The organism is Pseudomonas sp. AK-TSAG1-1 (assembly GCF_056821665.1).
Genome location: NZ_CM165965.1, coordinates 5,937,546 through 5,961,263, shown reverse-complemented (window position 1 = coordinate 5,961,263; position 23,718 = coordinate 5,937,546). Strand labels below are relative to the sequence as shown.

The window sequence follows — 23,718 nt, the reverse complement described above, 5'->3', positions numbered from 1 at the left end:
ATGTGGTGAATTCGACATTCCGGGCAAAAAAATGCCGCTCATCTGAGCGGCATTTTTATCGACGCCAGGCTTACTCGGTTTCCACCGCGTTCTTCGCCAGAATCGCATTCGCCAGTTCCATGTCCGTGGCCTGCAGGCCCGGGTTGTCGGCGCGGACTTTCTGCATCGCTGCTTCCAGGTACGGCCCACGGATGCCGCCGTCGCTGGCGACGAAGCTGCCGGCATCGTCCTGCGCGGCAACGATCAGCTTGTGATCCTTGAAGGTCAGGTAGGTCGAACCGGTGGTGGCGCCGGACGAAATGACGTTACGCCAAAAGCTGTCGGCCATCGCTGAACCAACGGGAAGGGACAGCAAGGCAAGGGTGGCGACAGCAAGTTTCAGACGCATGATTGAGTGACTCCTGGGGGGTTAACTACGGCGTTGGATTGCGATTTCCCCGATCCGGTTCCGTCGTGGCCTATTTCTGCTCGCTCTGCGGTGTGACCCGCAGCACTTCTTCAAGGGTAGTCAGCCCCGCCGCGACCTTCTGTGCACCCGACAGGCGCAGGCTGCGCATGCCTTCCTTGAAGGCTTGCCGGCGGATGGCGGTGAGGTCGGTGTCCGGGGTGATGAGTGCTTTGAGGCTGTCGCTCAGTTGCATGATTTCGTAGACCCCGGCGCGCCCGCGATAACCGGTGTCGCGGCACTCCAGGCAACCGATCGCGCGTTGCGCATTGCCCGGCAAGGGAGCTTGCCACGGGCGGGTCAGGGTTTGCCAGCCTTCCTCTTCCAGCGTCAGCGGCGCCTTGCAGTGCGGGCACAAAGTGCGCACCAGCCGCTGGGCCATGACCCCGAGCACCGTGGCCTTGATCAGATAATGCGGCACGCCTAGTTCGAGCAGGCGGCTGATCGCGCTGGGCGCATCGTTGGTGTGCAGGGTCGACAACACCAGGTGTCCGGTGAGCGCGGCCTGAATCGCCATTTCGGCAGTCTCCAGATCGCGGATCTCGCCGATCATGATGATGTCCGGGTCCTGTCGCATCAACGCGCGTACCCCGGCGGCGAAGCTCAGGTCGATGTTGTGCTGCACCTGCATCTGGTTGAACGCCGGCTCGACCATTTCGATCGGGTCTTCGATGGTGCAGAGGTTGATCTCCGGCGTCGCCAGCTTCTTCAGCGTGGTGTAGAGCGTGGTGGTCTTGCCTGAACCGGTCGGCCCGGTGACCAGAATGATGCCGTTGGGCTGACGGGTCATGTCCTGCCAGCGGCGCAGGTCGTCGGCGGAGAAGCCCAACTGATCGAAGTCCTTGAGCAGCACTTCCGGGTCAAAAATCCGCATGACCATTTTTTCGCCGAACGCGGTGGGCAGGGTCGACAGACGCAACTCGACCTCGCCACCGTCCGGAGTCTTGGTCTTGACCCGGCCGTCCTGGGGTTTGCGCTTCTCGGCGACATTCATCCGCCCGAGGCTTTTCAGGCGGCTGACGATCGCCATCGTCACCTGCGGCGGGAATTGATAGACGTTGTGCAGCACGCCGTCGATGCGAAAACGCACCGTGCCCTGTTCGCGGCGCGGTTCGATGTGGATATCGCTGGCGCGCTGCTGGAAGGCGTACTGGAACAGCCAGTCGACGATGTTGACGATGTGCGCATCGTTGGCGTCCGGCTCCTGATCGCTGGCACCGAGGTTGAGCAGTTGCTCGAAGTTGCCGAGGTTGCCGCTGTGCTGGTCGGCACTGTTGGCGCCGCTGACCGATTTGGCGAGGCGGAAGAACTCGACGCTGAAGCGCTGGATGTCCACCGGGTTGGCGACCACCCGTTTGATCGGCAGCTTCAGCACGTGGGTCAGGTCGGCCTCCCAGCCGGTGACGTAGGGCTGGGCGCTGGCGACGACCACGGCATCGCGGTCGACCGCCACGGCAAGGATCTTGTGCCGCTGGGCAAACGCGTAAGACATCAGCGGAGTGATCGCGGCAACGTTGATCTTCAACGGGTCGATGCGCAGATACGGCTGGCCGGCCTGTTGGGCCAGCCACAGGGTCAGGCTTTCCAGGTCCAGGTGTTTGCCCGGACGGCTGAGGTCGTCCAGCTGCTGGCTGGCGATGAACTCCAGCGGATGTGGCTGGCCGTGGGTCGCGTGGCGGCGGCGGGCGTTGAGCGCCTGCTCCGCCGAGTCCTGGCTGATGAAACCCTGGGCGACCAGTTCACGCAGTACATCGTTGAGATCCAGCCAGCGGTCCTGAGTGGCAAGTTGAACGGACATGCGGGCTCCTTTTGAACGACAGTTCGCAAAGGATAGTCGTGGCCTCGCAGACCGTTGGGCCACTACCCGACAAAGCCGTTGCCGGATTTGTCAGCCCGCCGCTTGCGCGGGCGTATTCCACGCCGCGTCGGCGTTTTGCAGGTTCACCGAGCAGACGCTGATCAGGTTACGAAGTTTTTCCGCAATCACTTCGGCGCGATGCCAGCTCAGTCCGTCGATAGTCATATCGATCGACAGCAGATCGTCCAGGCGCTCGGCGTTGACCTGGACGGGCGTCAGAAATTGCAGCGCAAACAGATTCAGCACCCGCACCAAAAGATCCGGTTCAGCCTCGGCAAGAATCTGATATTGCGCCAGGCAATGGGCATTGCTCACGTTCCAGACGTCGGCGCGGGTCGGGGTGCTGTTCACGGCTTCAAGGTGCGGCATGGCAAGTCTCCAAAATCACTGGAGAAATTTTTACATTCGGTGTCGGGTATTTCTTGGCTAAAATCGGTGTTATTGGCGAGCGATCGAAAAGATCAATTCGTAATATCTGGCATTTGAGGTTTTTCTATGCACAGCGAGCTGGACAGTTACGACCGCAGGATACTCGCTCTGCTGCAAGAGGACGCTTCGCTGTCCAGCGCACAGATCGCCGAACAGGTGGGCCTGTCGCAGTCGCCGTGCTGGCGGCGGATTCAGCGGATGAAGGAGGAGGGGATCATTCGCGGTCAGGTGACTTTGCTTGATCGCAAGAAGATCGGCCTGAACACGCAGATCTTCGCCGAGATCAAACTCAACGCCCACGGGCGTTCGAACTTCACCGAATTCACCGAGGCGATTCGTGGCTTTCCGGAGGTTTTGGAGTGTTATGTGCTGATGGGGGCGGTGGATTTTCTGTTGCGCATTGTCGCGGCGGACATCGAGGCGTATGAGCGGTTCTTCTTCGAGAAGCTGTCGCTGGTGCCGGGGATACAGGAAGTGAACTCGATTGTGGCGCTGTCGGAGATCAAGTCGACAACCAGCCTGCCAGTCATGCGTTGATTGTGCAGGCCGCTTCGTCGGATCGCCGCCCGGAGCCGGCGCGCTCCCACCGTTGGAATGCAATCCCCTGTGGGCGCGAGCCTGCTCGCGAAAGCTGTGTTACATGCGCAGCAGCATTTTCCAGGCACGATTCTGGTAAACCGCAATCGCCTGCTGCTTGCGCGCATCGAGCAGTTCGTCAGTGATCGTCGGCTCGTTGGCCAGTTGCGCCAGTTTGTTCAGCTCGCCGTACAGGCGATCCATTTCCGGGATCTCCAGCACGTTGCGCGCGTGGTGCAGCCAGACCTGGATGCGCTCGATGCGCGGCAGTTGCTCGGCCAGATCTTCCGGTTGCTGCTGATAACGCTGCAATTGCAGGGACGTAGCCTCTTCGCCCAACAGACGTGGCAACCAGCTGTGCAGTTGCGCGGCGCCCTGACGATTGCCACGGGTGTTGCGCTCGGCGGTCCAGGTGCGGGCCAGCAGCCAGCGCGACGCAGTCAGCGAGAACAGGCCCCAGCGCGGGTCTTCCAGTTCTTCGAGGAACTGCTCCGGCGCCGCCTTGCGCACGTCTTCGTCTTCGATGCCGACCTGAACCAGCGGGCGCCAGTCTTCGAGCAATGCATCGAGTGCCACACGCAAGTCGTGCGTCGCAGGACGCGGTGCAGCCTGACCGAGGCTGCTGAGCAGGGCGCGCATTTCCGCGAGGTTCTCGACCCAGTCCAGCAGCAGGCGCCAGTGGCCGTTGAAACGGTATTGTTCAGCCAGACGCTGGCTGCTGCCGAGCAGGTGCCAGCAGAGCGCGGCGAAGGCGTCGTCCAGTTGGGTTTCCGGCGTCAGCTGCGGCGCTGGCAGGCTCAGCGAATAGCTGTTGGCGTCGTACAGACGGTAGCCGCGTTCGGCCTTACTGATGTCGCACGGCATCAGGGCCAGGGTTTCGGCCAGTTCAGCGGCCAGTTCCAGCAGTGCCGCCGGCTCACCCTCACGCAGTTCCAGTTCCAGCTCGCAGATTTCTTCTTTCTGTTTGCCGACCACTACGTGGCCGAGGTCCAGTGCGGCTTCGATGACCACCTTGGCCTTGCCGCGGCCCCAGGCGATTTCGGCGCGCTCGCGGACGAAGTCGGTGGTGAAGATCGGCTTCAGGGTTTTCTTGTCGAGCTCGGCCAGCGACTCGGGCCAGCATTCGCCGTCGAGTTTCTTCACGTCGAGCTTGGCTTTGGGCAACTTCCAGTCGTACTCGTTACGCTCGGACAGGCCGGCAACGCTCTGGCCGCGGGTCTTGAGGGTCTGAATCACTTCGTCACCGTCCTTGCGCAGACGCAGGGCGACTTTGGCCTGGGCCAGATCGCGCTCGGGGGTGTCGAAGTACTGGTTCATCAACTCACGGCGTTCCCAGCCATTTTTGTTGCGTTTTTTCAGTAACGGGTGCTCGCGCAGGGCGGCGAGGGTTTCGCGGCTGACGCGGAGTTTGATTTCGGTTTCTTTCTGCATGGCCGGAAAATCCAGGATCGGGAGCGCAGCCGGGGGAATGTGTGGCTGCCAAGGCCGTGCAGTGTACAGGACTGATACGTCCTACGCCCTGCGGCGGTTTATTCCTGGCGCCGGATGGCTCTATGATGGACTTCAAATCGGGAGTTGGAGTCAGCGATGCCTTTGCCATCCATGCAAGACCAGTTCGCTGCACTGATCGCCTCACCGTCGGTCAGTTGCACCCAACCGAGCCTGGATCAGTCCAACCGGGCGGTGATCGATTTGCTCGCCGGTTGGCTGGGTGATCTGGGCTTCAGCTGCGATATCCAGCAGGTCAGCCCCGGTAAATTCAACCTCCTCGCCAGTTTCGGCAGCGGCCCCGGCGGCCTGGTCCTGGCCGGGCACAGCGATACCGTTCCTTATGACGATGCGCTGTGGCAGACCGATCCGCTGAAGCTCACCGAAGTCGACGGCCGCTGGGTCGGGCTGGGCAGTTGCGACATGAAGGGCTTTTTTGCCCTGATCATCGAAGCCGTGCGGCCACTGCTTGACCAGCCATTCAAGCAACCGCTGCTGATCCTCGCCACCTGTGATGAAGAAAGCTCGATGTCCGGTGCCCGGGCGCTGGCCGAGGCCGGTCGTCCGATTGGGCGCGCGGCGGTGATCGGCGAGCCGACCGGGCTCAAGCCGATCCGCATGCACAAAGGCATCATGATGGAGCGCATCGACATTCTCGGGCAGAGCGGCCATTCGTCGGATCCGCGCCTGGGCCACAGCGCCCTCGAAGCGATGCACGACGCCATCGGCGAACTGCGCGGCCTGCGCCTGTTGTGGCAGCGCGAGTTCAACAACCCGCAATTCAGCGTGCCGCAACCGACCATGAACTTCGGCTGCATCCATGGCGGTGACAACCCCAACCGCATTTGCGGCCAGTGTTCGCTGGAGTTTGACCTGCGCCCGTTGCCGGGCATGGACCCCAAAGTCCTGCGTGCGGAGATTCTGCGCAAGCTCAATCCGGTGGCCGAGCGGCATCAGGTGAAGATCGATTACAAACCGTTGTTCCCGGAAGTGCCGTCGTTTGAGCAGGCCGAAGACGCCGAATTGGTGCGCATCGCTGAAAAGCTCACCGGTCACCGCGCCGAAGCAGTAGCGTTTGGCACCGAAGCGCCTTATCTTCAGCGCCTTGGCTGCGAAACCATCGTGCTCGGCCCCGGCGACATCGCCTGTGCACATCAGCCCGGCGAGTACCTTGAAATGTCACGTTTGCAGCCTACCGTGCAGCTATTGCGGCAGTTGATTGAACATTACTGCCTCACGACTGACGAACGATGATGCCCCCTGTGGGAGCGGGCTTGCTCGCGAAGACGGAGTGTCAGGTCCATCCATGTCGATTGACACGACGCCTTCGCGAGCAAGCCCGCTCCCACAGGAGGACTGTGTTTTGCCTGACCAAACGCTGTAAATTGCCAGCACCCCAACCCGTATTCATGAGGAGAGCGCGCGTGTCGCCAAGCCTGTTCCGACGATAACCATCAGCCCGCTGTGCGTTTTCCGTTTCGCCCTTTTTCCGGCTGCTATTTATTACAGGCCCAGGTTCATGCCCGAATACGTCAATTGGCTTCGTCACGCGTCCCCTTACATCAATGCCCACCGCGATTGCACCTTCGTCGTCATGCTGCCCGGCGACGGCGTGGAGCACCCGAACTTCGGCAACATCGTCCACGACCTCGTGCTGTTGCACAGCCTTGGCGTGCGTCTGGTGCTGGTCCATGGTTCGCGCCCGCAGATTGAAACCCGCCTCGCCGCCCGTGGCCTGACCCCGCACTACCACCACGGCATGCGCATCACCGATGCGGCGACGCTGGAGTGCGTGATCGACGCGGTTGGCCAGTTGCGCATCGCCATCGAAGCGCGGCTGTCGATGGACATGGCCTCGTCGCCAATGCAGGGCTCGCGCCTGCGGGTAGCCAGCGGCAACCTGGTCACGGCGCGGCCGATCGGCGTGCTGGAAGGTGTCGACTATCACCACACCGGCGAGGTGCGCCGGGTCGACCGCAAAGGCATCAATCGTCTGCTCGACGAGCGCTCGATCGTGCTGCTCTCGCCGTTGGGCTATTCGCCGACCGGTGAAATCTTCAACCTGGCCTGCGAAGACGTCGCCACCCGCGCCGCCATCGACCTGGGCGCTGACAAATTGCTGCTGTTTGGTGCCGACCTCGGTCTGATCGACGAGAACGGCAAACTGGTGCGCGAACTGCGTCCGCAACAGGTGCCGGCGCATCTGCAGCGTCTGGGCAGCAGCAACTATCAGGCAGAACTGTTGGATGCTGCCGCCGAGGCCTGTCGTGGCGGTGTCGCGCGCAGCCATATCGTCAGCTATGCCGAAGACGGCGCGCTGCTGACCGAACTGTTTACCCGTGACGGTGGCGGTACGCTGGTTGCGCAAGAGCAATTCGAACGGGTGCGCGAGGCGGCGATTGAAGACGTCGGCGGTTTGCTCGACTTGATCAGCCCGCTGGAAGAGCAGGGGATTCTGGTGCGTCGCTCGCGTGAGGTGCTGGAGCGTGAGATCGAGCAGTTCAGCGTGGTCGAGCGTGAAGGCATGATCATCGCCTGTGCGGCGCTGTATCAGATTGCCGATTCGGATGCCGGCGAGCTGGCGTGCCTGGCGGTAAACCCTGAGTACCGGCATGGCGGTCGCGGTGATGAGTTGCTGGAACGCATCGAAACCCGGGCCCGGGCACAAGGCCTGAAAACCCTGTTCGTCCTCACCACTCGCACCGCGCACTGGTTCCGCGAACGCGGTTTCGAGCCGAGCAGCGTCGAGCGCCTGCCAGCGGCGCGGGCGTCGCTTTACAACTATCAGCGCAACTCGAAAATCTTCGAAAAGACCCTCTGACAGCATGTGAGGACTTTTGTGGCGAGGGGATGAATCCCCTCACCACATATTCAATCGTTTTCGGTTACAAACTTTGCACTCACGTAAGGCGAGTAATCCGGCAGCACCGTCTCAACCTTGCCCTGTTCCTTCAAAAACTTCGCCGTTTCACCAATCGCCTTCGCCGTGCCGCCATCCAGCAGCGCGTCAGTTTGCTGCGCCTTGGCATCCGGGAAGGCCGAACCGGCCAGCAACTCCGGCACGTCTGCGGCATTGGCGCCGGTCAGTTTGGCGATTTTCTGCACCGGTTCCGAGTCTGCCGTCCAGCTGTCTTTATGGCTGGCGTAATCGGCAAACGCGTCTAGAGTGACCTTGGCAAATTTGGCCACCACCTCAGGATGTTTCTCGGCGTAGTCCTTGCGTGCGACCCAGACTTCAAAGGTCGGCGCGCCCCATTGGCCGACTTGTGCAGCATCGGTCAGGGTCTTGCCGGTCTTGCGGATTTCTCCCAATGCCGGCGACCAGACAAACGCGCCGTCAATGTCGCCGCGCTTCCACGCCGCGGCGATTTCCGCGGGCTGCAGGTTCACCACTTTGACTTTGCTGGTGTCCAGGCCCCAGTGCTTGAGTGCGCCGAGCAGGCTGTAGTGGGAGGTGGAGACAAAGGGTGTGGCGATGGTCTTGCCGACCAGATCCTGCGGGGTGTTGATCCCGCTGCCATTGCGTACCACCAAGGCTTCGGCGGCATTGATCTGCGCTGAAACAATGAACGCGACGATCGGCAGATTGCGCGAAGCAGCCGCTGCCAAAGGGCTGGAGCCAAGATTGCCGATCTGCACATCGCCCGATGCAATGGCTGTCACAACTTCCGGGCCACTATTGAAGCGTCGCCAGTCGATCTGCTGGCCGATGGTTTTCTCGTAGGTGCCATCAGCCTGAGGAACTTTGCTCGGGTCGATACCGGTTTGATAGCCAACAGTGAGGTTGGCGGCTTGGGCGGAGAAAGAAATTATTACCGACACACAAACTGTAACAAATTGACTAGATAGTGCCCGTTTGGCCATGATGGCGTCGCCTTTTGGATAGGGTTTGACGTGATTTGGAAACGTCAACGCTAATCGATCTAAAAATAGGCGAACAAATACCATTTAGTAATTAGCTTAGTAGCCGATATCCTGTGTTGCGCTGCAGGTGGCCACTACTGGGCCATATACTCAGATGATATAAAAAAGAATGAAATAATTCTTTTTGGGGTTATCAGGAAAGTCAGTACTGTGCAGGGACCCAAATACTGCGATTAGACCTTGGTCGTAGACACACAAGGTTACGATTGACTTGTCAGTCACGCTCTGGCGCTAATCGCGAACCTACGGATCCGGGCATTCGACCAGGACCAGGAACACAAGAATTAGAAACGAGAGGAGCTTTACATGAACAAGTCCACCTTGGCCCTGGCTGTGGCCGTAGGGGTTTTGGCGCAGCAGGCAGGCGCCGCCGGTTTCATCGAAGACAGCAAGGCCACTCTGGGCCTGCGCAACTTCTACATCAACACCGACAACCGTGACGGCACTGGCCCGAACAAGAACGAAGAGTGGGGCCAAGGCTTCGATCTGCGTTTCATCTCGGGTTACACCCAAGGCACCGTGCAGTTCGGTGTTGACGCGATCGGCCTGTACGGCGTGCGTCTGGATTCCAGCCCGGACAAGAGCGGCAACGCTGCTGGTACGTCGTCGGGTGGCACTGTGTTCCCAAGCAACGGCAACAGAGCTGTGAATGACTTCGCCAGCCTGGGCGTGACCGGCAAGGTCAAGATCTCCCAGACCGAGCTGAAGGTCGGTACGCTGATGCCGAACAACCCGGTCATCAAGTACAACGACGGTCGTCTGCTGCCGCAAACTTTCCAGGGCGAAGCGATCACCTCGAACGAATTCAAGGACCTGACTCTGACTGCCGGTCAGGTTGAGGCCGTGAAAGGTCGTAACTCCAGCAACAACGAGAACATGTCGATTGCCGGCGCGAACGCTGGTTCGAACTACGACAAGGGCGTGTTCAGCAACAAGTTCTACTACGGTGGTGCTGACTACAAGATCAACAAAGATCTGACCGCTTCTTACTACTACGGCGAGCTGAAAGACTTCTACTCGCAGAACTTCCTGGGTCTGGTACACAACTGGGGCATCGGCCCGGGCGTACTGAAAAGCGACCTGCGTTACTACCGCAGCCGTGACAACGGTGCCAACGGCGATACTTCTGCCTACTACACCAGCGGTTACTACGGTGGCAAAACCGTCAAGGGCAAGGTCGACAACGACCTGTACAGCTACCTGGCACTGTACTCGGTTGAAGGTCACACCTTCGGTGCCGGCTACCAGTACACCAAGGGCGACAGCGACTTCCCTTGGCTGAACCAGGGTGACGGCTCGTCCAACAGCACCATCACCGACATGCAGATCCAGAAGTTCGCCCGTGCTGGCGAGCGTACCTGGCAGGCTCGCTACGGCTACGATTTCGCCAAGATCGGCGTTCCTGGTCTGACCGCCAACCTGATCTACCTGCGTGGCAACAACATCGACACCCCGCTGGGCGAAAAAACCGAGTGGGAACGTGACCTGACCGTTGGTTACGTGATCCCTGAAGGCCCGCTGAAAAACCTCGGCGTAGCCTGGAAAAACGCTATGTGGCGTACCGACCTGGCGAACACCCGTTCCCAGGACGAAAACCGCCTGATCGTCAGCTACTCGATCCCGCTGCTGTAATAGCGCGTTCAAGCTGCTGATGTAAAAAAGCCCCGTCCGGCACCGTGCCGGGCGGGGCTTTTGCATTTTCGAGTCAGACTCACCCCCGTAAGCCCTTCCCGAAATTCCCCTCTTTGCAGCTACTCAAGGCCTTCTCGAACCTTGAGAGCGATGTTCGTCGCGATGCCGGCGAGCGTCCAGTGAACGATGTTTAATATTCCTTTGGGTTCTAGATATCTAGTTATTTATTCTTTTTCATGATGGCGAATCCCGAGCTACAGTTGAGTTCTCCAACAACTCATCAGGAGCAGCACCATGAGCCTCAGACTCGGCGACATCGCCCCCGACTTCGAACAGGATTCCAGCGCCGGCAAGATTCGTTTCCACGAGTGGCTGGGCGATAGCTGGGGCGTGCTGTTCTCCCACCCGGCCGACTTCACCCCGGTGTGCACCACCGAGCTGGGTTTCACCGCCAAGCTCAAGGATGAGTTCAGCAAGCGCGGCGTCAAAGCCATTGCGCTGTCGGTCGATCCGGTGGACTCGCACCACAAGTGGATCGAGGACATCAACGAAACCCAGAATACGATCGTCAACTTCCCGATCCTGGCCGATGCCGACCGCAAGGTCTCCGATCTCTATGACCTGATCCACCCGAACGCCAGCGACACGCTGACCGTGCGTTCGCTGTTCGTGATTGATCCGAACAAGAAGATCCGCCTGACCATCACCTACCCGGCGAGCACCGGGCGCAACTTCCACGAGATCTTGCGGGTAATCGATTCGTTGCAGCTCACCGACAACTACAAGGTGGCTACACCCGCCAACTGGCAGGACGGTGAAGAGGTGGTGATCGTGCCGTCGCTCAAGGATGAAGACGAGATCAAGCGACGCTTCCCGAAAGGCTATCGTGCGGTGAAACCGTATCTGCGCCTGACGCCACAGCCGAACAAGTAAGGCAGTGAGATTTGCGGTGTAGCCGCCAGCGCTTTCGCGAGCAGGCTCGCTCCCACAGGGGGTTGCATTTCAAATGTGGGAGCGAGCCTGCTCGCGAAGACGTCAGTCCAGGCAATCCAGAATTCAGAACTACAAAGCAGGGGATTTCAGGCCGTTTCCACGGCCTGTTTTTTTGCCCGCTGAAAAGCAAATCCTATATCGCTTAAATGCATAACCAAATGAATAAATATGATTTATGGATATATAAATCAGCTGGTAAGGTCACCCCATCGAAGCGAGATCGCAACCTGCGAATCGCCTGTAACGCGCAAGGAATCGTCTGAATGCTGGTCGTCTCGCTCGGTGGCAGTCCCAGCCAACGCTCCCGCTCTGGAGTGTTGCTGGAGCGCTCGCAACGCTGGTTGCAGGAGCAGGGGGTGGAAGTGGTGAGTTATCAGGTCAGGGACTTCCCGGCCGAAGACCTGCTCCACGCCCGCTTCGACAGCCCGAAGGTGCTCGACCTGCTGGCCCAGATTGAAAGCGCCGACGGTCTGCTGATTGCCACCCCGGTCTACAAAGCGTCGTTTTCCGGCGCGCTGAAGACCGTGCTGGACCTGCTGCCCGAGCGCGCCCTGAACCACAAGATTGTTTTGCCGATGGCCACCGGCGGCAGCATCGCCCACATGCTGGTGGTCGATTACGCCCTCAAACCGGTGCTGTCGGCGTTGAAAGCGCAGGAAATGCTGCAAGGCATTTTCGCCGAGGACAGCCAGATCGCGTACGGCGAAGGCAGTGCCCAGGCGCAACTGGCGCCGGCGCTGGAGCAGCGTCTGCATGAAGCGCTGGACCAGTTTGTCAGTGCCATGGCCCGCCGGCCGAAACCGCTGGAGCCGGGCTTGTTGAATGAACGTTTGTTGAGTGCTCGCTGGAGCATTTAAGCCTCATCGAAATTGAAGTACTGGCCTTACTCGCCCGCCAACGGGCAAGCAGGTGCAGCCACAACCCAACAGCAAAAAGGAGAGCGCTATGCGCACTGTACTTTTGCGTCGTGGTCTGGTCGCTCTGTTTGCTGCGGCTGTCACCTTCGGCGCCATCACTCAAGCTCAAGCGCTTTCTACCCATGAAGGCGTGCTGCGGATCGGTTATCAGAAATACGGCACGCTGGTGCTGCTCAAAGCCAAAGGCACCCTGGAAAAGCGTCTGGCCGCTCAAGGCGTCGACGTGCAATGGACCGAATTCCCCGGTGGCCCGCAACTGCTTGAAGGCCTGAATGTCGGCTCGATCGACTTCGGTGTCACTGGCGAAACCCCGCCAGTGTTCGCCCAGGCCGCTGGCGCCGATCTGCTGTACGTCGCTTACGAGCCACCCGCGCCGAACAGCGAAGCGATCCTCGTGCCGAAAGACTCGCCGATCAAATCGGTGGCGGATCTGAAAGGCAAGAAAGTCGCCCTGAACAAAGGCTCCAACGTCCACTACCTGCTGGTGCGCGCGCTGGAAGATGCCGGCCTCAAATACACCGACATCCAGACCGTGTTCCTGCCGCCGGCCGATGCCCGCGCCGCATTCGAACGTGGCAGCGTCGACGCCTGGGTGATCTGGGACCCGTACCAGGCCGCCGCCGAGCAACAGCTGCAAGCGCGCACCCTGCGCGACGGCAAAGGCATCGTCGACAACCACCAGTTCTATCTCGCGACCAAACCTTACGCAGAGAAAAATCCTCAGGTGATCAAGACCCTCGTGGAGGAAGTGCGCGCGGTCGGCGAGTGGTCCAAAGCCAACCCTGAAGACGTGACTCAACAGGTCGCGCCGCTGCTCGGCCTGCCGGCGGATATCACCCTGACCTCGGTGAAACGCCAAGGCTACGGTGCGCTGTTCCTGACCCCGGAAGTGGTCGCCGCGCAACAGAAAATCGCTGACACGTTCTTCCAGCTCAAGCTGATCCCCAAGCCGCTGAGCATCAAGGATGTGATCTGGACACCACCAGCCGCTGTGGCCCAAAGCTCGGTTACCCAAGCCCAGTAATTCGAATTCCCAAGGAGACCACTCCATGAGCCTCAACATCTTCTGGTTCCTGCCTACACACGGCGATGGCCATTACCTTGGCACCGCCGAAGGCGCTCGCGCCGTCGACCACGGTTATCTGCAACAGGTCGCGCAAGCGGCGGATCGTCTGGGTTTCGGCGGTGTGCTGATTCCCACCGGGCGTTCCTGCGAAGACTCGTGGCTGGTGGCCGCGTCGTTGATCCCGGTGACTCAGCGTCTGAAGTTCCTCGTTGCCCTGCGCCCCGGGATCATTTCCCCGACGGTCGCGGCGCGGCAGGCGGCCACGCTGGATCGCCTGTCCGGCGGCCGTGCGCTGTTCAATCTGGTGACCGGCGGTGACCCGGAAGAGTTGGCCGGCGACGGTCTGTTCCTCAGTCACGAGGAGCGCTATCAGGCCTCGGTGGAATTCACCCGCATCTGGCGTCGGGTGCTGGAAGGTGAAACCGTTGATTACGACGGCCAACACATCAGCGTGAAAGGCGCCAAGCTGCTCTATCCGCCGATCCAGCAACCGCGTCCGCCGCTGTACTTCGGTGGCTCGTCGGAAGCGGCGCAGGACCTGGCCGCAGAACAGGTCGAGATGGTCCTGACCTGGGGCGAGCCGCCCGCAGCGGTGGCCGAGAAGATTGAGCAGGTTCGCGCCAAAGCCGCCAAGCTCGGACGCACCGTACGCTTCGGCATTCGTCTGCATGTGATCGTCCGCGAAACCAACGCTGAAGCCTGGCAGGCGGCAGATCGGCTGATCTCGCACCTGGATGACGACACCATCGCTCGTGCTCAAGCGTCGCTGGCGCGTTTCGATTCGGTTGGTCAGCAACGCATGGCCGCGCTGCACGGCGGCAGTCGCGACAATCTCGAAGTCAGCCCGAACCTGTGGGCTGGCGTCGGTCTGGTGCGCGGTGGTGCCGGCACGGCGCTGGTCGGCGATGGCCCGACTGTGGCGGCGCGCGTGAAGGAATACGCGGATCTCGGTATCGATACCTTCATCTTCTCCGGTTATCCACACCTCGAAGAGTCGTATCGGGTCGCCGAATTGTTGTTTCCGCACCTTGATGTCGAGCGCCCGGAACTGCCGAAAAGCGCCGGCTACGTCAGCCCGTTTGGCGAGATGGTCGCCAACGACATTCTTCCCAAAGCCGCGTCGCAGAGCTGAGGCGCGCCATGAAGAAAATCATCCACAGCCTCGCGCCCTGGGCGTTGCCGGTGTTGTTGCTGGCGGTGTGGCAGTTGTCGGTGTCGGCCGGTTGGTTGTCGACGCGGATCCTGCCGGCACCGGTGGCGGTGATCGAGGCCGGTGTCAGTCTGGTGCGCAGTGGCGAGATCTGGACGCACCTGGCAATCAGCGGCTGGCGCGCGGCGCTGGGCTTCACCATCGGCGGCAGCATCGGTCTGGCGCTGGGCTTCATCACCGGCCTGTCGAAGTGGGGCGAACGCTTGCTCGACAGCTCGGTGCAGATGATCCGCAACGTGCCGCACCTGGCGCTGATTCCACTGGTGATCCTGTGGTTCGGCATCGACGAGTCGGCGAAGATTTTCCTGGTGGCGTTGGGCACCTTGTTCCCGATCTACCTCAACACGTACCACGGCATCCGCAACGTCGACCCGGCGCTGGTAGAGATGGCGCGCAGTTATGGCTTGAGTGGTTTCAGCCTGTTCTGGCAGGTGATTCTGCCGGGCGCGCTGCCTTCGATTCTGGTCGGTGTGCGCTTCGCGCTGGGCTTCATGTGGCTGACGCTGATCGTTGCCGAAACCATTTCCGCCAGCTCCGGCATTGGCTACCTGGCAATGAATGCCCGCGAGTTTTTGCAGACCGACGTGGTGGTGCTGGCGATCCTGCTTTACGCGGTGCTCGGCAAACTCGCTGACCTCGCTGCCCGTGGCCTTGAGCGCGTCTGGCTGCGCTGGCATCCGGCCTATCAGGTTGCCAAGGGAGGTGCGGCATGACTGCTCAACAACCTCCACGCCTGCTGCGCGGAATTCCGCTGGTGGTGCGCAACCTGCAGAAAACCTTCGGTGCGCGGCAGGTGCTGCGCAACATCGACCTGCACATTCCGGCGGGGCAATTCGTTGCGGTGGTCGGGCGCAGCGGTTGCGGCAAGAGCACCTTGCTGCGTTTGCTCGCCGGCCTCGACCAACCGACTGGCGGCGACCTGCTGGCCGGCGCCGCAGCGCTGAGTGATGCGCGGGAAGACACCCGGCTGATGTTTCAGGAAGCACGGCTGCTGCCGTGGAAAAAGATCATCGACAACGTCGGTCTCGGCCTCAAGGGCAACTGGCGTCCGCAGGCCCTGCAAGCGCTGGAATCGGTCGGTCTGGCCGATCGCGCCAACGAGTGGCCGGCCGCCTTGTCCGGTGGGCAGAAGCAGCGCGTGGCCTTGGCCCGGGCGCTGATCCACCAACCGCGCCTGCTGCTGCTCGACGAGCCGCTGGGTGCGCTGGACGCCCTGACCCGGATCGAGATGCAGCAACTGATTGAGCGTTTGTGGCAGCAGCACGGCTTCACGGTGCTGCTGGTGACCCACGATGTCAGCGAAGCGGTGGCGATTGCCGACCGAGTGATTCTGATCGAGGACGGCGAAGTCGGTCTCGATCTGCACGTGGAGCTGGCGCGCCCTCGGGTGCGTGGTTCGCACCGACTGGCGGCGCTGGAAACCGAAGTGCTCAACCGTGTTCTGTCCCTGCCCGGTGAACCGCCCGAGCCGGAACCTGTTTCACCCCTGCCTACGCAATTGCGTTGGGCGCAATGAAGCAGCTTCGAGCGTCAAGCGACAAGCCTCAAGTAAAAGCGCTGTGCTTTTGCTTGCCGCTTGAAACTTGCAACTTGCAGCTTATTTCGACCCCAGGAGAAATATCATGACTATCAAAGCCATCAACGTGCGCAACCAGTTCAAAGGCTCGATCAAAGAGATCGTTCTCGGCGACGTGCTGTCGGAAATCGACGTGCAGACCGCCTCCGGTATCGTCACTTCGGTGATCACCACCCGTTCGGTCAAGGAGCTGGAACTGGTGGTGGGCAGCGAGGTGATCGCCTTTGTGAAATCCACCGAGGTGTCGATCGCCAAGTTGTAAGCCTGTGGAAAAAAACAAACCCCGGAGGGCGTGAGCCCTTCGGGGTTTTTTGTGCCTGACTGGACATCGGCGGCGCGGCCTTCGCGAGCAAGCCCGCTCCCACAGGGAACCGCATTCCAAATGGGGGAGCGGGCTTGCTCGCGAAGAGGCCGGTCAGGACGCTAAAGAATTCTCTTGGGTAAATATGGCGGCAGATACAGGCCGATATAAGCATCAAACACCCGCATCCCTTCCTCCGCCATGCGCGGCGTGATCTGGCCATGCTGCTGCACCGAGCGCGCATACACGCGGTCACCCAGTTCCATCGCCAGCGCAAACACATCGACATCGTTCGGCAGTCGCGGCAATTCGAAGTGGTGGTCGAACAGCTTGTGCATCAGGTCGCCCAGTTCGATGTCGTGCTGCCGGTCGGCCTGGGTCACTTCGGTCAGGCCATGCTGGGCGAGGATCAACTGGCGGGCGGCGGCGTCTTCGTCATAGATCTCCAGCATCCGCTCCTCGACCAGCCGCGACAGGTCGCGCCAGTCGCGCAGGGCATCGTGGTCGATCGGCGCTTGCAGGCAGGCGCGAAACGCCGCATGCACGTCGGCGGTCAGTGCTTCGAGCAGCGCCGGCACACTGGCGAAGAAGTGGTACACGGAGGAGGGCGGAATCTGCGCGCGTTCGGCCACGCTGTAGATCGACAGGCTGGCCACGCCCTCGGCGGCCAGCAGCGTGCGTGCGGCGTCGAGTATCGAATCGATTCGCGCCTGACTGCGGGCACGGGGTTTGCGGACGGGGGCGGGACGCGTCATGGAAGTCTCCTGCGGGGCAGCGGGCATTGTACGAGCCGAGCCGTGTGTTGTCTGCCAGGACGCCTTCGGGAGCAAGCCCCCTTCCACAGTTGATCTCTATCTACAAAAAATCCCTGTTCGCTGTAGACCCCTGTGGGAGGGGGCTTGCTCCCAAACCGCCGAAAGCGGCCATTCAGATCAGAATTGCGCCATAAAAAAACGCCGCGGGCTGCAATAGCCAACGGCGTTGTTTCTGGCACGACAACCGCTTACACGGTATGCAGATACCAGTTGTACTCGAGGTCGGAGATGGAGTGTTCGAACTCCTCCAGCTCGCTCTCTTTACAGGCGACGAAGATATCGATGTATTTCGGATCGATGTACTTGGCCATCACCTCGCTGTCGTCCAGCTCACGCAGGGCGTCGCGCAAGTTGTTCGGCAGGCTTTGTTCGTTCTGCTCGTAGCTGTTGCCTTCGACCGGAGCGCCCGGTTCGATCTTGTTCACCAGGCCGTGATGCACACCTGCCAGGACCGAAGCCATCAGCAGGTACGGGTTGGCGTCGGCGCCGGCTACGCGGTGTTCGATTCGCACGGCATCGGCAGAGCCGGTCGGTACGCGGATCGCCACGGTGCGGTTGTCCAGGCCCCAGCACGGCGAGTTCGGCACATAGAACTGCGCGCCGAAACGACGGTAAGAGTTGACGTTCGGGCAGAGGAAAGCCATCTGCGCCGGCAGGGTCTCGAGCACACCGCCGATCGCGTGACGCAGCGCGGCGTTCTGCTCGGGATCCTCGCTTGCAAAGATGTTCTTGCCATCTTTGTCGAGCACCGAGATGTGGACATGCAGACCGTTACCTGCCTGACCCGGGTACGGCTTGGCCATGAAGGTGGTGTCCATTTCATGGTCGTAGGCGATGTTCTTGATCAGACGCTTGAGCAGTACCGCGTAGTCGCAGGCCTTGATCGGGTCGGCGACGTGGTGCAGGTTCACTTCGAACTGCGCCGGGGCACTTTCCTTGACGATGGCGTCGGCCGGGATGCCTTGCTCTTTGGCACCTTCCAGAATGTCCTGGAGGCAGTCGACGTATTCGTCGAGGTCGTCGATCAGGTAAACCTGAGTCGAGTGCGGACGTTTGCCGGAGATCGGCGAGCGTGGTGGCTGCGGACGGCCGTTCACGTTTTCCTGGTCGATCAGGTAGAACTCGAGTTCGAATGCGGCGCAGATGGTCAAGCCCAGCTCGTCAAACTTTGCAACAACTTGACGGAGCACTTCGCGCGGATCGGCGAAGAACGGGTCACCTTCGAGTTCGTGCATGGTCATCAACAGTTGCGCGGTAGGGCGCTTCTGCCATGGCTCGTTGCACAGGGTGTCGGGGATTGGATAGCAGATCCGGTCGGCGTCGCCGATGTCCAGACCCAGGCCGGTGCTTTCCACCGTAGAGCCATTGATATCCAGAGCAAATAGAGAGGCCGGCAGGTTGATGCCTTTCTCGTAAACCTTGTGGAGGCTGGTGCGTTCGATGCGCTTGCCGCGCACCACACCATTCATATCCGCAATCAGAAGGTCAACGTACAGAACCTCAGGATGTTCCTTAAGGAACGCGTTCGCTTCGTTAAGCTGAACGGCACGCGGGGGTACCGACATGATGCAACACCTTTGTTGTTAAAAATATCAATCATTGATCTTTTCTGGTTTCAGTCAACCCGAACGGCATGCCGAAGTCAAGCGAGGCCTTTTTTGCCCTAAAAAAGCGCTGCAAGGGCATTTATGGGGCACTTTGGGGCAGTTTTGGTCCCTTTGGACGCTTGGCACCCGCGGGCTTGAGCAGGCCGTGTTGTATTTTTTACGGGGGTGTTGTGTAAAAAAATGAACAAGGCTAAGCTCGGATCAAACCCATAACAGCAATAATACCGGGGTGCTTCATGTCTCGCCTGCCGTTAATCGGCATCACCGACTGCTCGCAACAGTCCGGTCTGCATGCTCAACACATCAGTGGCGACAAATCCGTCCGTAGCGCAGCCAGCAAGGCTCGCGGTCTGTCGACGATGTTCTCGTCGGCAGCAGCCAGAACGGCAGCGTCCGTTATTCTGGACGTACGGCCAAGCATCCTGTTTATGGCGTCTCCTTCCAATATAGATCTCTTTGAGTCCCAAAGCCTGTGCCGCTTGACAAGCCGTGCTCGTGATTCTGCACGCCTTGAATGTGCACAGGAAATGCAACGCCAGCGTAAAGGGCAGGTAAGCTCCTCTTTCATTGTCTATGCGCGGTGCCAGGCGTAAGCCGGCACTGCGCGCAAGCAAGCCCCCTTTAACGCGACGCCACGGCGTCAAACTTTGCCTGACACGATGTCAGGAGACTCAGCCCAGAGGCATTTATGAGTAACAACCTCGACCAGCTCACCGATTGGTTGAAAGACCACAAGATCACAGAAGTCGAATGCATGATCGGCGACCTGACCGGTATCACCCGGGGCAAGATCTCGCCGACCAACAAGTTCATCGCCGAAAAAGGCATGCGCCTTCCGGAAAGCGTGCTGTTACAGACCGTGACCGGCGACTACGTCGAAGACGACATCTATTACGAACTGCTCGACCCGGCCGACATCGACATGATCTGCCGCCCCGACCAGAACGCCGTGTATCTGGTGCCATGGGCCATCGAGCCGACCGCGCAGGTGATCCACGACACCTACGACAAGCAAGGCAACCCGATCGAGCTGTCGCCGCGCAACGTCCTCAAGAAAGTCCTGAAACTCTATGCCGACAAGGGCTGGCAGCCGATCGTGGCGCCGGAAATGGAGTTCTACCTGACCAAGCGCAGTGACGACCCTGACTATCCGTTGCAGCCGCCGATTGGCCGTTCGGGCCGTCCGGAAATCGGTCGTCAGTCGTTCTCCATCGAAGCGGCGAACGAATTCGACCCGCTGTTCGAAGACGTCTACGACTGGTGCGAACTGCAGGAGCTGGACCTCGACACGCTGATCCACGAGGACGGCACGGCGCAGATGGAAATCAACTTCCGTCACGGTGACGCCCTGTCGCTGGCCGACCAGATCCTGGTGTTCAAGCGCACCATGCGTGAAGCCGCGCTCAAGCACGACGTGGCCGCAACCTTCATGGCCAAGCCGATGACCGGTGAGCCGGGCAGTGCGATGCACTTGCACCAGAGCATCATCGACATCGAGACCGGCAAGAACGTCTTCTCCAATGAAGACGGGACCATGAGCCAGCTGTTCCTGCACCACATCGGTGGCCTGCAGAAACTGATCCCGGAGTTGCTGCCGCTGTTCGCGCCGAACGTCAACTCGTTCCGCCGCTTCCTGCCGGATACCTCGGCGCCGGTGAACGTGGAATGGGGCGAAGAGAACCGCACTGTGGGCCTGCGCGTACCGGATGCCGGCCCGCAGAACCGCCGCGTGGAAAACCGCCTGCCGGGCGCCGACGCCAACCCGTACCTGGCGATCGCCGCGAGCCTGCTCTGCGGTTACATCGGCATGGTCGAGGGGCTCAACCCGAGCGCACCGGTGGTCGGTCGTGGCTATGAACGCCGCAACCTGCGCCTGCCGCTGACCATCGAGGACGCACTGGAGCGCATGGAAAACAGCACCACCGTCGAGAAATACCTCGGCAAGACTTTCATCACAGGCTACGTCGCGGTCAAGCGGGCCGAGCATGAAAACTTCAAGCGCGTGATCAGTTCCTGGGAGCGTGAGTACCTGCTCTTCGCCGTCTGATACGCCGGGCGCGGCTGTCAGCAGCCGCGCCTTCACCGATAACAAGGAGAATTGGCATGACCAGCAACAACCCGCAAACCCGTGAGTGGCAAGCCCTGAGCAGCGATCACCACCTGGCCCCGTTCAGCGACTTCAAGCAGCTGAAAGAGAAGGGTCCACGGATCATCACCAACGCCAAGGGCGTGTACCTGTGGGACAGCGAGGGCAACAAGATCCTCGATGGCATGGCGGGTCTGTGGTGCGTGGCGATCGGTTATGGCCGCGATGAGCTGGCTGACGCAGCCGCGAAGCAAATGCGCGAACTGCCTTACTACAACCTGTTCTTCCAGACCGCGCACCCGCCGGCACTGGAACTGGCCAAGGCCATTGCCGACGTCGCGCCGCAAGGCATGAATCACGTGTTCTTCACCGGCTCCGGCTCCGAAGGCAACGACACCATGCTGCGTATGGTTCGTCACTACTGGGCGATCAAGGGCCAGCCGAACAAGAAAGTCATCATCAGCCGCAAGAACGGTTATCACGGTTCCACCGTGGCCGGCGCGAGCCTGGGTGGCATGACTTATATGCACGAACAGGGCGACTTGCCGATTCCGGGTATCGTCCACATCGCGCAGCCGTACTGGTTCGCCGAGGGCGGTGACATGTCGCCGGAAGAGTTCGGCATCTGGGCGGCCAATCAGCTGGAAGAGAAGATTCTCGAAGTCGGCGTGGACAACGTCGGTGCCTTTATTGCCGAGCCGATCCAGGGTGCCGGCGGCGTGATCATTCCGCCAGACAGCTACTGGCCGCGCATCAAGGAAATCCTCGCCAAGTACGACATCCTGTTCGTGGCGGACGAAGTGATCTGCGGTTTCGGCCGCACCGGTCAGTGGTTCGGTTCCGATTTCTACGACCTGAAGCCAGACATGATGACCATCGCCAAAGGCCTGACGTCCGGTTACATCCCGATGGGTGGCCTGATCGTGCGCGACGAAGTGGTGAAGGTGCTCAACGAAGGCGGCGATTTCAACCACGGCTTCACCTACTCCGGGCACCCGGTGGCGGCAGCGGTGGGTCTGGAAAACATCCGGATTCTGCGCGATGAGAAAATTATCGAGAACGCGCACAACGAAACGGCACCGTATTTGCAGAAACGTCTGCGCGAACTCAACGACCACCCGTTGGTGGGTGAAGTGCGCGGCGTCGGTTTGCTGGGGGCGATCGAGCTGGTGCAGGACAAGGCCACTCGCAAGCGTTACGAGGGCAAGGGTGTGGGCATGATCTGCCGGCAGTTCTGCTTCGATAACGGCCTGATCATGCGCGCCGTGGGCGACACCATGATCATTGCGCCGCCGCTGGTGATCAGCAAGGCGGAGATCGATGAGCTGGTTACAAAGGCACGCAAGTGCCTGGACCTGACCCTCAGTGCATTGCAGGCCTAAGTGCTAGGCTTCGAGCGGGGGAGCTGCGGCGCTCTCGCTCGAAGGTGTCAGAAAGGTTGGCCTTTTCTTGAAAGACCGCCTCCGATCTTGCCAGACTAGCCGCGGTTCCAGTTGTCGGGGTTCGGCCGCTGAACAAAGTGGTTCAAAAAAGAAAAATTTGGAGCATGACGCATGAAGGCATTAGGTAAAAAGCTTGCTGGCAAGACTCTTCTCGCTTTGTCCGTCGCGGGCATGATGGCGGGCGCGGTTCACGCGGACGACAAAGTACTGCACGTCTACAACTGGTCCGACTACATCGCTCCGGACACCATCGCCAACTTCGAGAAAGAGTCCGGGATCAAAGTCGTCTACGACGTATTCGACAGCAACGAAACCCTGGAAGCCAAGCTGCTGGCAGGCAAGTCCGGTTATGACGTGGTTGTGCCGTCGAACAACTTCCTGGCCAAGCAGATCAAGGCTGGCGTTTACCAGGAACTGGACCAGTCCAAGCTGCCTAACTGGAAAAACCTCAACCAGGACCTGCTCAAGGCCGTGTCGGTCAGCGACCCGGGCAACAAGCACGCCTTCCCGTACATGTGGGGCTCGATCGGCATCGGTTACAACCCGGAGAAGGTCAAGGCTGCACTGGGCGTCGACACCATCGACTCGTGGGACGTGCTGCTCAAGCCGGAAAACATCGCCAAGCTCAAGGGCTGCGGTGTGAGCTTCCTCGATTCGCCGACTGAAATGCTCCCGGTCGCGCTGCACTACCTGGGCCTGCCTACCGACACCCAGAAGAAAGAAGACATCAAGAAAGCCGAGGACCTGTTCCTCAAGATTCGTCCTTCGATCACCTACTTCCACTCCTCCAAGTACATCTCGGACCTGGCCAACGGCAACATCTGCGTAGCGGTCGGCTACTCGGGTGACGTGCAGCAGGCCAAGTCCCGTGCCGCCGAGGCCGGTGACAAGGTCAAAGTCAGCTACGCCATTCCGAAGGAAGGCGCTGGCAGCTTCTTCGACATGGTCGCCATCCCCAAGGATGCCGAAAACGTTGAAGGCGCCTACAAATTCATGACCTTCCTGCAGAAGCCTGAAGTCATGGCCGGCATCACCAACGCCGTACGTTTCCCGAACGGTAACGCCGCTGCAACGCCACTGGTGAATAAAGACATCACCAGCGATCCAGGCATCTACCCGCCAGCCGACGTGCAGGCCAAGCTGTATGCGATCGCCGATTTGCCAGCGGCTACCCAGCGTGAAATGACTCGCAGCTGGACCAAGATCAAATCCGGCAAATAAGCCGGTTTGACGCAGCAACCGCTGGCCGTCGTCCCCGCGAAGGCGGCCAGCGGATCAATTAAATGACAGGAAGTTTTGCAGGAACGGTTTTTCGAGGGTAAGTTGCGCGCCGGTTTGGTTGCCGGGCAGCGA

At 60.4% G+C, this 23,718-nt stretch carries 21 protein-coding genes; 14 read left to right on the top strand and 7 right to left on the bottom strand.

Annotated elements, in window-relative coordinates:
- Positions 1–70: 70 nt before the first annotated feature.
- From AC1UK9_RS27060 to AC1UK9_RS27050, 3 genes are all read right to left on the bottom strand, one after another.
- Positions 71–388 carry a DUF2388 domain-containing protein gene (locus AC1UK9_RS27060; RefSeq protein WP_102354863.1) on the bottom strand — a complete coding sequence of 106 codons (318 nt, stop codon included), beginning with the start codon at positions 386–388 and terminating at the stop codon, positions 71–73.
- Between the two features lie 70 nt (positions 389–458).
- Entirely contained in the window at positions 459–2,243 is a 1,785-nt protein-coding gene (gene tfpB / locus AC1UK9_RS27055) for a type IV pilus assembly ATPase TfpB (protein WP_482578819.1), read from the bottom strand.
- A gap of 90 nt (positions 2,244–2,333) precedes the next feature.
- Positions 2,334–2,672 carry a hypothetical protein gene (locus AC1UK9_RS27050; protein WP_025112015.1) on the bottom strand — a complete coding sequence of 113 codons (339 nt, stop codon included), beginning with the start codon at positions 2,670–2,672 and terminating at the stop codon, positions 2,334–2,336.
- Between the two features lie 126 nt (positions 2,673–2,798).
- On the opposite strand from AC1UK9_RS27050, the gene AC1UK9_RS27045 reads away from it, so the two are divergent.
- Positions 2,799–3,269 (top strand): Lrp/AsnC family transcriptional regulator, encoded by a 471-nt coding sequence (locus AC1UK9_RS27045; protein WP_025112016.1) that lies wholly within the window; start codon positions 2,799–2,801, stop codon positions 3,267–3,269.
- A gap of 99 nt (positions 3,270–3,368) precedes the next feature.
- Here AC1UK9_RS27045 and AC1UK9_RS27040 read toward each other — a convergent pair whose 3' ends face one another.
- On the bottom strand, positions 3,369–4,739 hold the full coding sequence (locus tag AC1UK9_RS27040; protein WP_025112017.1) for a CYTH domain-containing protein: 1,371 nt from the start codon (positions 4,737–4,739) through the stop codon (positions 3,369–3,371).
- Positions 4,740–4,895: 156 nt separating this feature from the next.
- Here AC1UK9_RS27040 and argE point away from each other — a divergent pair, with 156 nt between their 5' ends.
- Positions 4,896–6,050 (top strand): acetylornithine deacetylase, encoded by a 1,155-nt coding sequence (gene argE / locus AC1UK9_RS27035; protein ID WP_482578817.1) that lies wholly within the window; start codon positions 4,896–4,898, stop codon positions 6,048–6,050.
- Positions 6,051–6,315: 265 nt separating this feature from the next.
- Entirely contained in the window at positions 6,316–7,617 is a 1,302-nt protein-coding gene (gene argA / locus AC1UK9_RS27030) for an amino-acid N-acetyltransferase (RefSeq protein ID WP_025112019.1), read from the top strand.
- Positions 7,618–7,667: 50 nt separating this feature from the next.
- Here argA and tauA read toward each other — a convergent pair whose 3' ends face one another.
- Entirely contained in the window at positions 7,668–8,660 is a 993-nt protein-coding gene (tauA, locus tag AC1UK9_RS27025; RefSeq protein ID WP_482578816.1) for a taurine ABC transporter substrate-binding protein, read from the bottom strand.
- 366 nt (positions 8,661–9,026) lie between these two features.
- Here tauA and AC1UK9_RS27020 point away from each other — a divergent pair, with 366 nt between their 5' ends.
- The 8 genes from AC1UK9_RS27020 to AC1UK9_RS26985 all read left to right on the top strand — a co-directional run bounded on the left by AC1UK9_RS27020 (position 9,027) and on the right by AC1UK9_RS26985 (position 16,376).
- A complete protein-coding gene (locus tag AC1UK9_RS27020) occupies positions 9,027–10,352 on the top strand; it encodes an OprD family porin (protein WP_482578815.1) in 1,326 nt (441 codons plus the stop codon).
- Positions 10,353–10,646: 294 nt separating this feature from the next.
- Positions 10,647–11,285, top strand: a complete 639-nt coding sequence (locus AC1UK9_RS27015; protein WP_025112022.1) for a peroxiredoxin — start codon at positions 10,647–10,649, stop codon at positions 11,283–11,285.
- A gap of 323 nt (positions 11,286–11,608) precedes the next feature.
- Complete coding sequence (gene ssuE / locus AC1UK9_RS27010) at positions 11,609–12,202, top strand: NADPH-dependent FMN reductase (protein ID WP_025112023.1); 594 nt, start codon at positions 11,609–11,611, stop codon at positions 12,200–12,202.
- 88 nt (positions 12,203–12,290) lie between these two features.
- A complete protein-coding gene (locus tag AC1UK9_RS27005; protein WP_473013865.1) occupies positions 12,291–13,286 on the top strand; it encodes a sulfonate ABC transporter substrate-binding protein in 996 nt (331 codons plus the stop codon).
- Between the two features lie 25 nt (positions 13,287–13,311).
- Positions 13,312–14,460 (top strand): FMNH2-dependent alkanesulfonate monooxygenase, encoded by a 1,149-nt coding sequence (ssuD, locus tag AC1UK9_RS27000; protein WP_025112025.1) that lies wholly within the window; start codon positions 13,312–13,314, stop codon positions 14,458–14,460.
- A gap of 8 nt (positions 14,461–14,468) precedes the next feature.
- Positions 14,469–15,251, top strand: a complete 783-nt coding sequence (gene ssuC / locus AC1UK9_RS26995; protein WP_093429771.1) for an aliphatic sulfonate ABC transporter permease SsuC — start codon at positions 14,469–14,471, stop codon at positions 15,249–15,251.
- Positions 15,248–16,054, top strand: a complete 807-nt coding sequence (ssuB, locus tag AC1UK9_RS26990) for an aliphatic sulfonates ABC transporter ATP-binding protein (RefSeq protein ID WP_473013863.1) — start codon at positions 15,248–15,250, stop codon at positions 16,052–16,054. The genes ssuC and ssuB overlap by 4 nt, the downstream gene beginning before the upstream one ends.
- A gap of 106 nt (positions 16,055–16,160) precedes the next feature.
- Entirely contained in the window at positions 16,161–16,376 is a 216-nt protein-coding gene (locus AC1UK9_RS26985) for a TOBE domain-containing protein (RefSeq protein WP_003229256.1), read from the top strand.
- 161 nt (positions 16,377–16,537) lie between these two features.
- On the opposite strand, the gene AC1UK9_RS26980 is transcribed toward AC1UK9_RS26985, so the two are convergent.
- Together AC1UK9_RS26980 and AC1UK9_RS26975 are read right to left on the bottom strand one after the other, a co-directional pair.
- Positions 16,538–17,170: a TetR/AcrR family transcriptional regulator gene (locus AC1UK9_RS26980; protein ID WP_025112028.1), complete on the bottom strand. Its 633-nt coding sequence runs from the start codon at positions 17,168–17,170 to the stop codon at positions 16,538–16,540.
- A 248-nt stretch (positions 17,171–17,418) separates the two neighbouring features.
- Positions 17,419–18,795: a glutamine synthetase family protein gene (locus tag AC1UK9_RS26975; protein WP_003229254.1), complete on the bottom strand. Its 1,377-nt coding sequence runs from the start codon at positions 18,793–18,795 to the stop codon at positions 17,419–17,421.
- 730 nt (positions 18,796–19,525) lie between these two features.
- On the opposite strand from AC1UK9_RS26975, the gene AC1UK9_RS26970 reads away from it, so the two are divergent.
- The 3 genes from AC1UK9_RS26970 (at position 19,526) to AC1UK9_RS26960 (ending at position 23,586) form a co-directional block, all read left to right on the top strand.
- Positions 19,526–20,884: a glutamine synthetase family protein gene (locus AC1UK9_RS26970; RefSeq protein WP_025112029.1), complete on the top strand. Its 1,359-nt coding sequence runs from the start codon at positions 19,526–19,528 to the stop codon at positions 20,882–20,884.
- A 56-nt stretch (positions 20,885–20,940) separates the two neighbouring features.
- The gene (locus tag AC1UK9_RS26965) at positions 20,941–22,305 is read left to right on the top strand and encodes an aspartate aminotransferase family protein (RefSeq protein WP_025112030.1); all 1,365 of its coding nucleotides are present in this window, start codon (positions 20,941–20,943) and stop codon (positions 22,303–22,305) included.
- A gap of 171 nt (positions 22,306–22,476) precedes the next feature.
- A complete protein-coding gene (locus AC1UK9_RS26960; protein WP_025112031.1) occupies positions 22,477–23,586 on the top strand; it encodes a polyamine ABC transporter substrate-binding protein in 1,110 nt (369 codons plus the stop codon).
- The last annotated feature ends 132 nt before the right edge of the window (positions 23,587–23,718 follow it).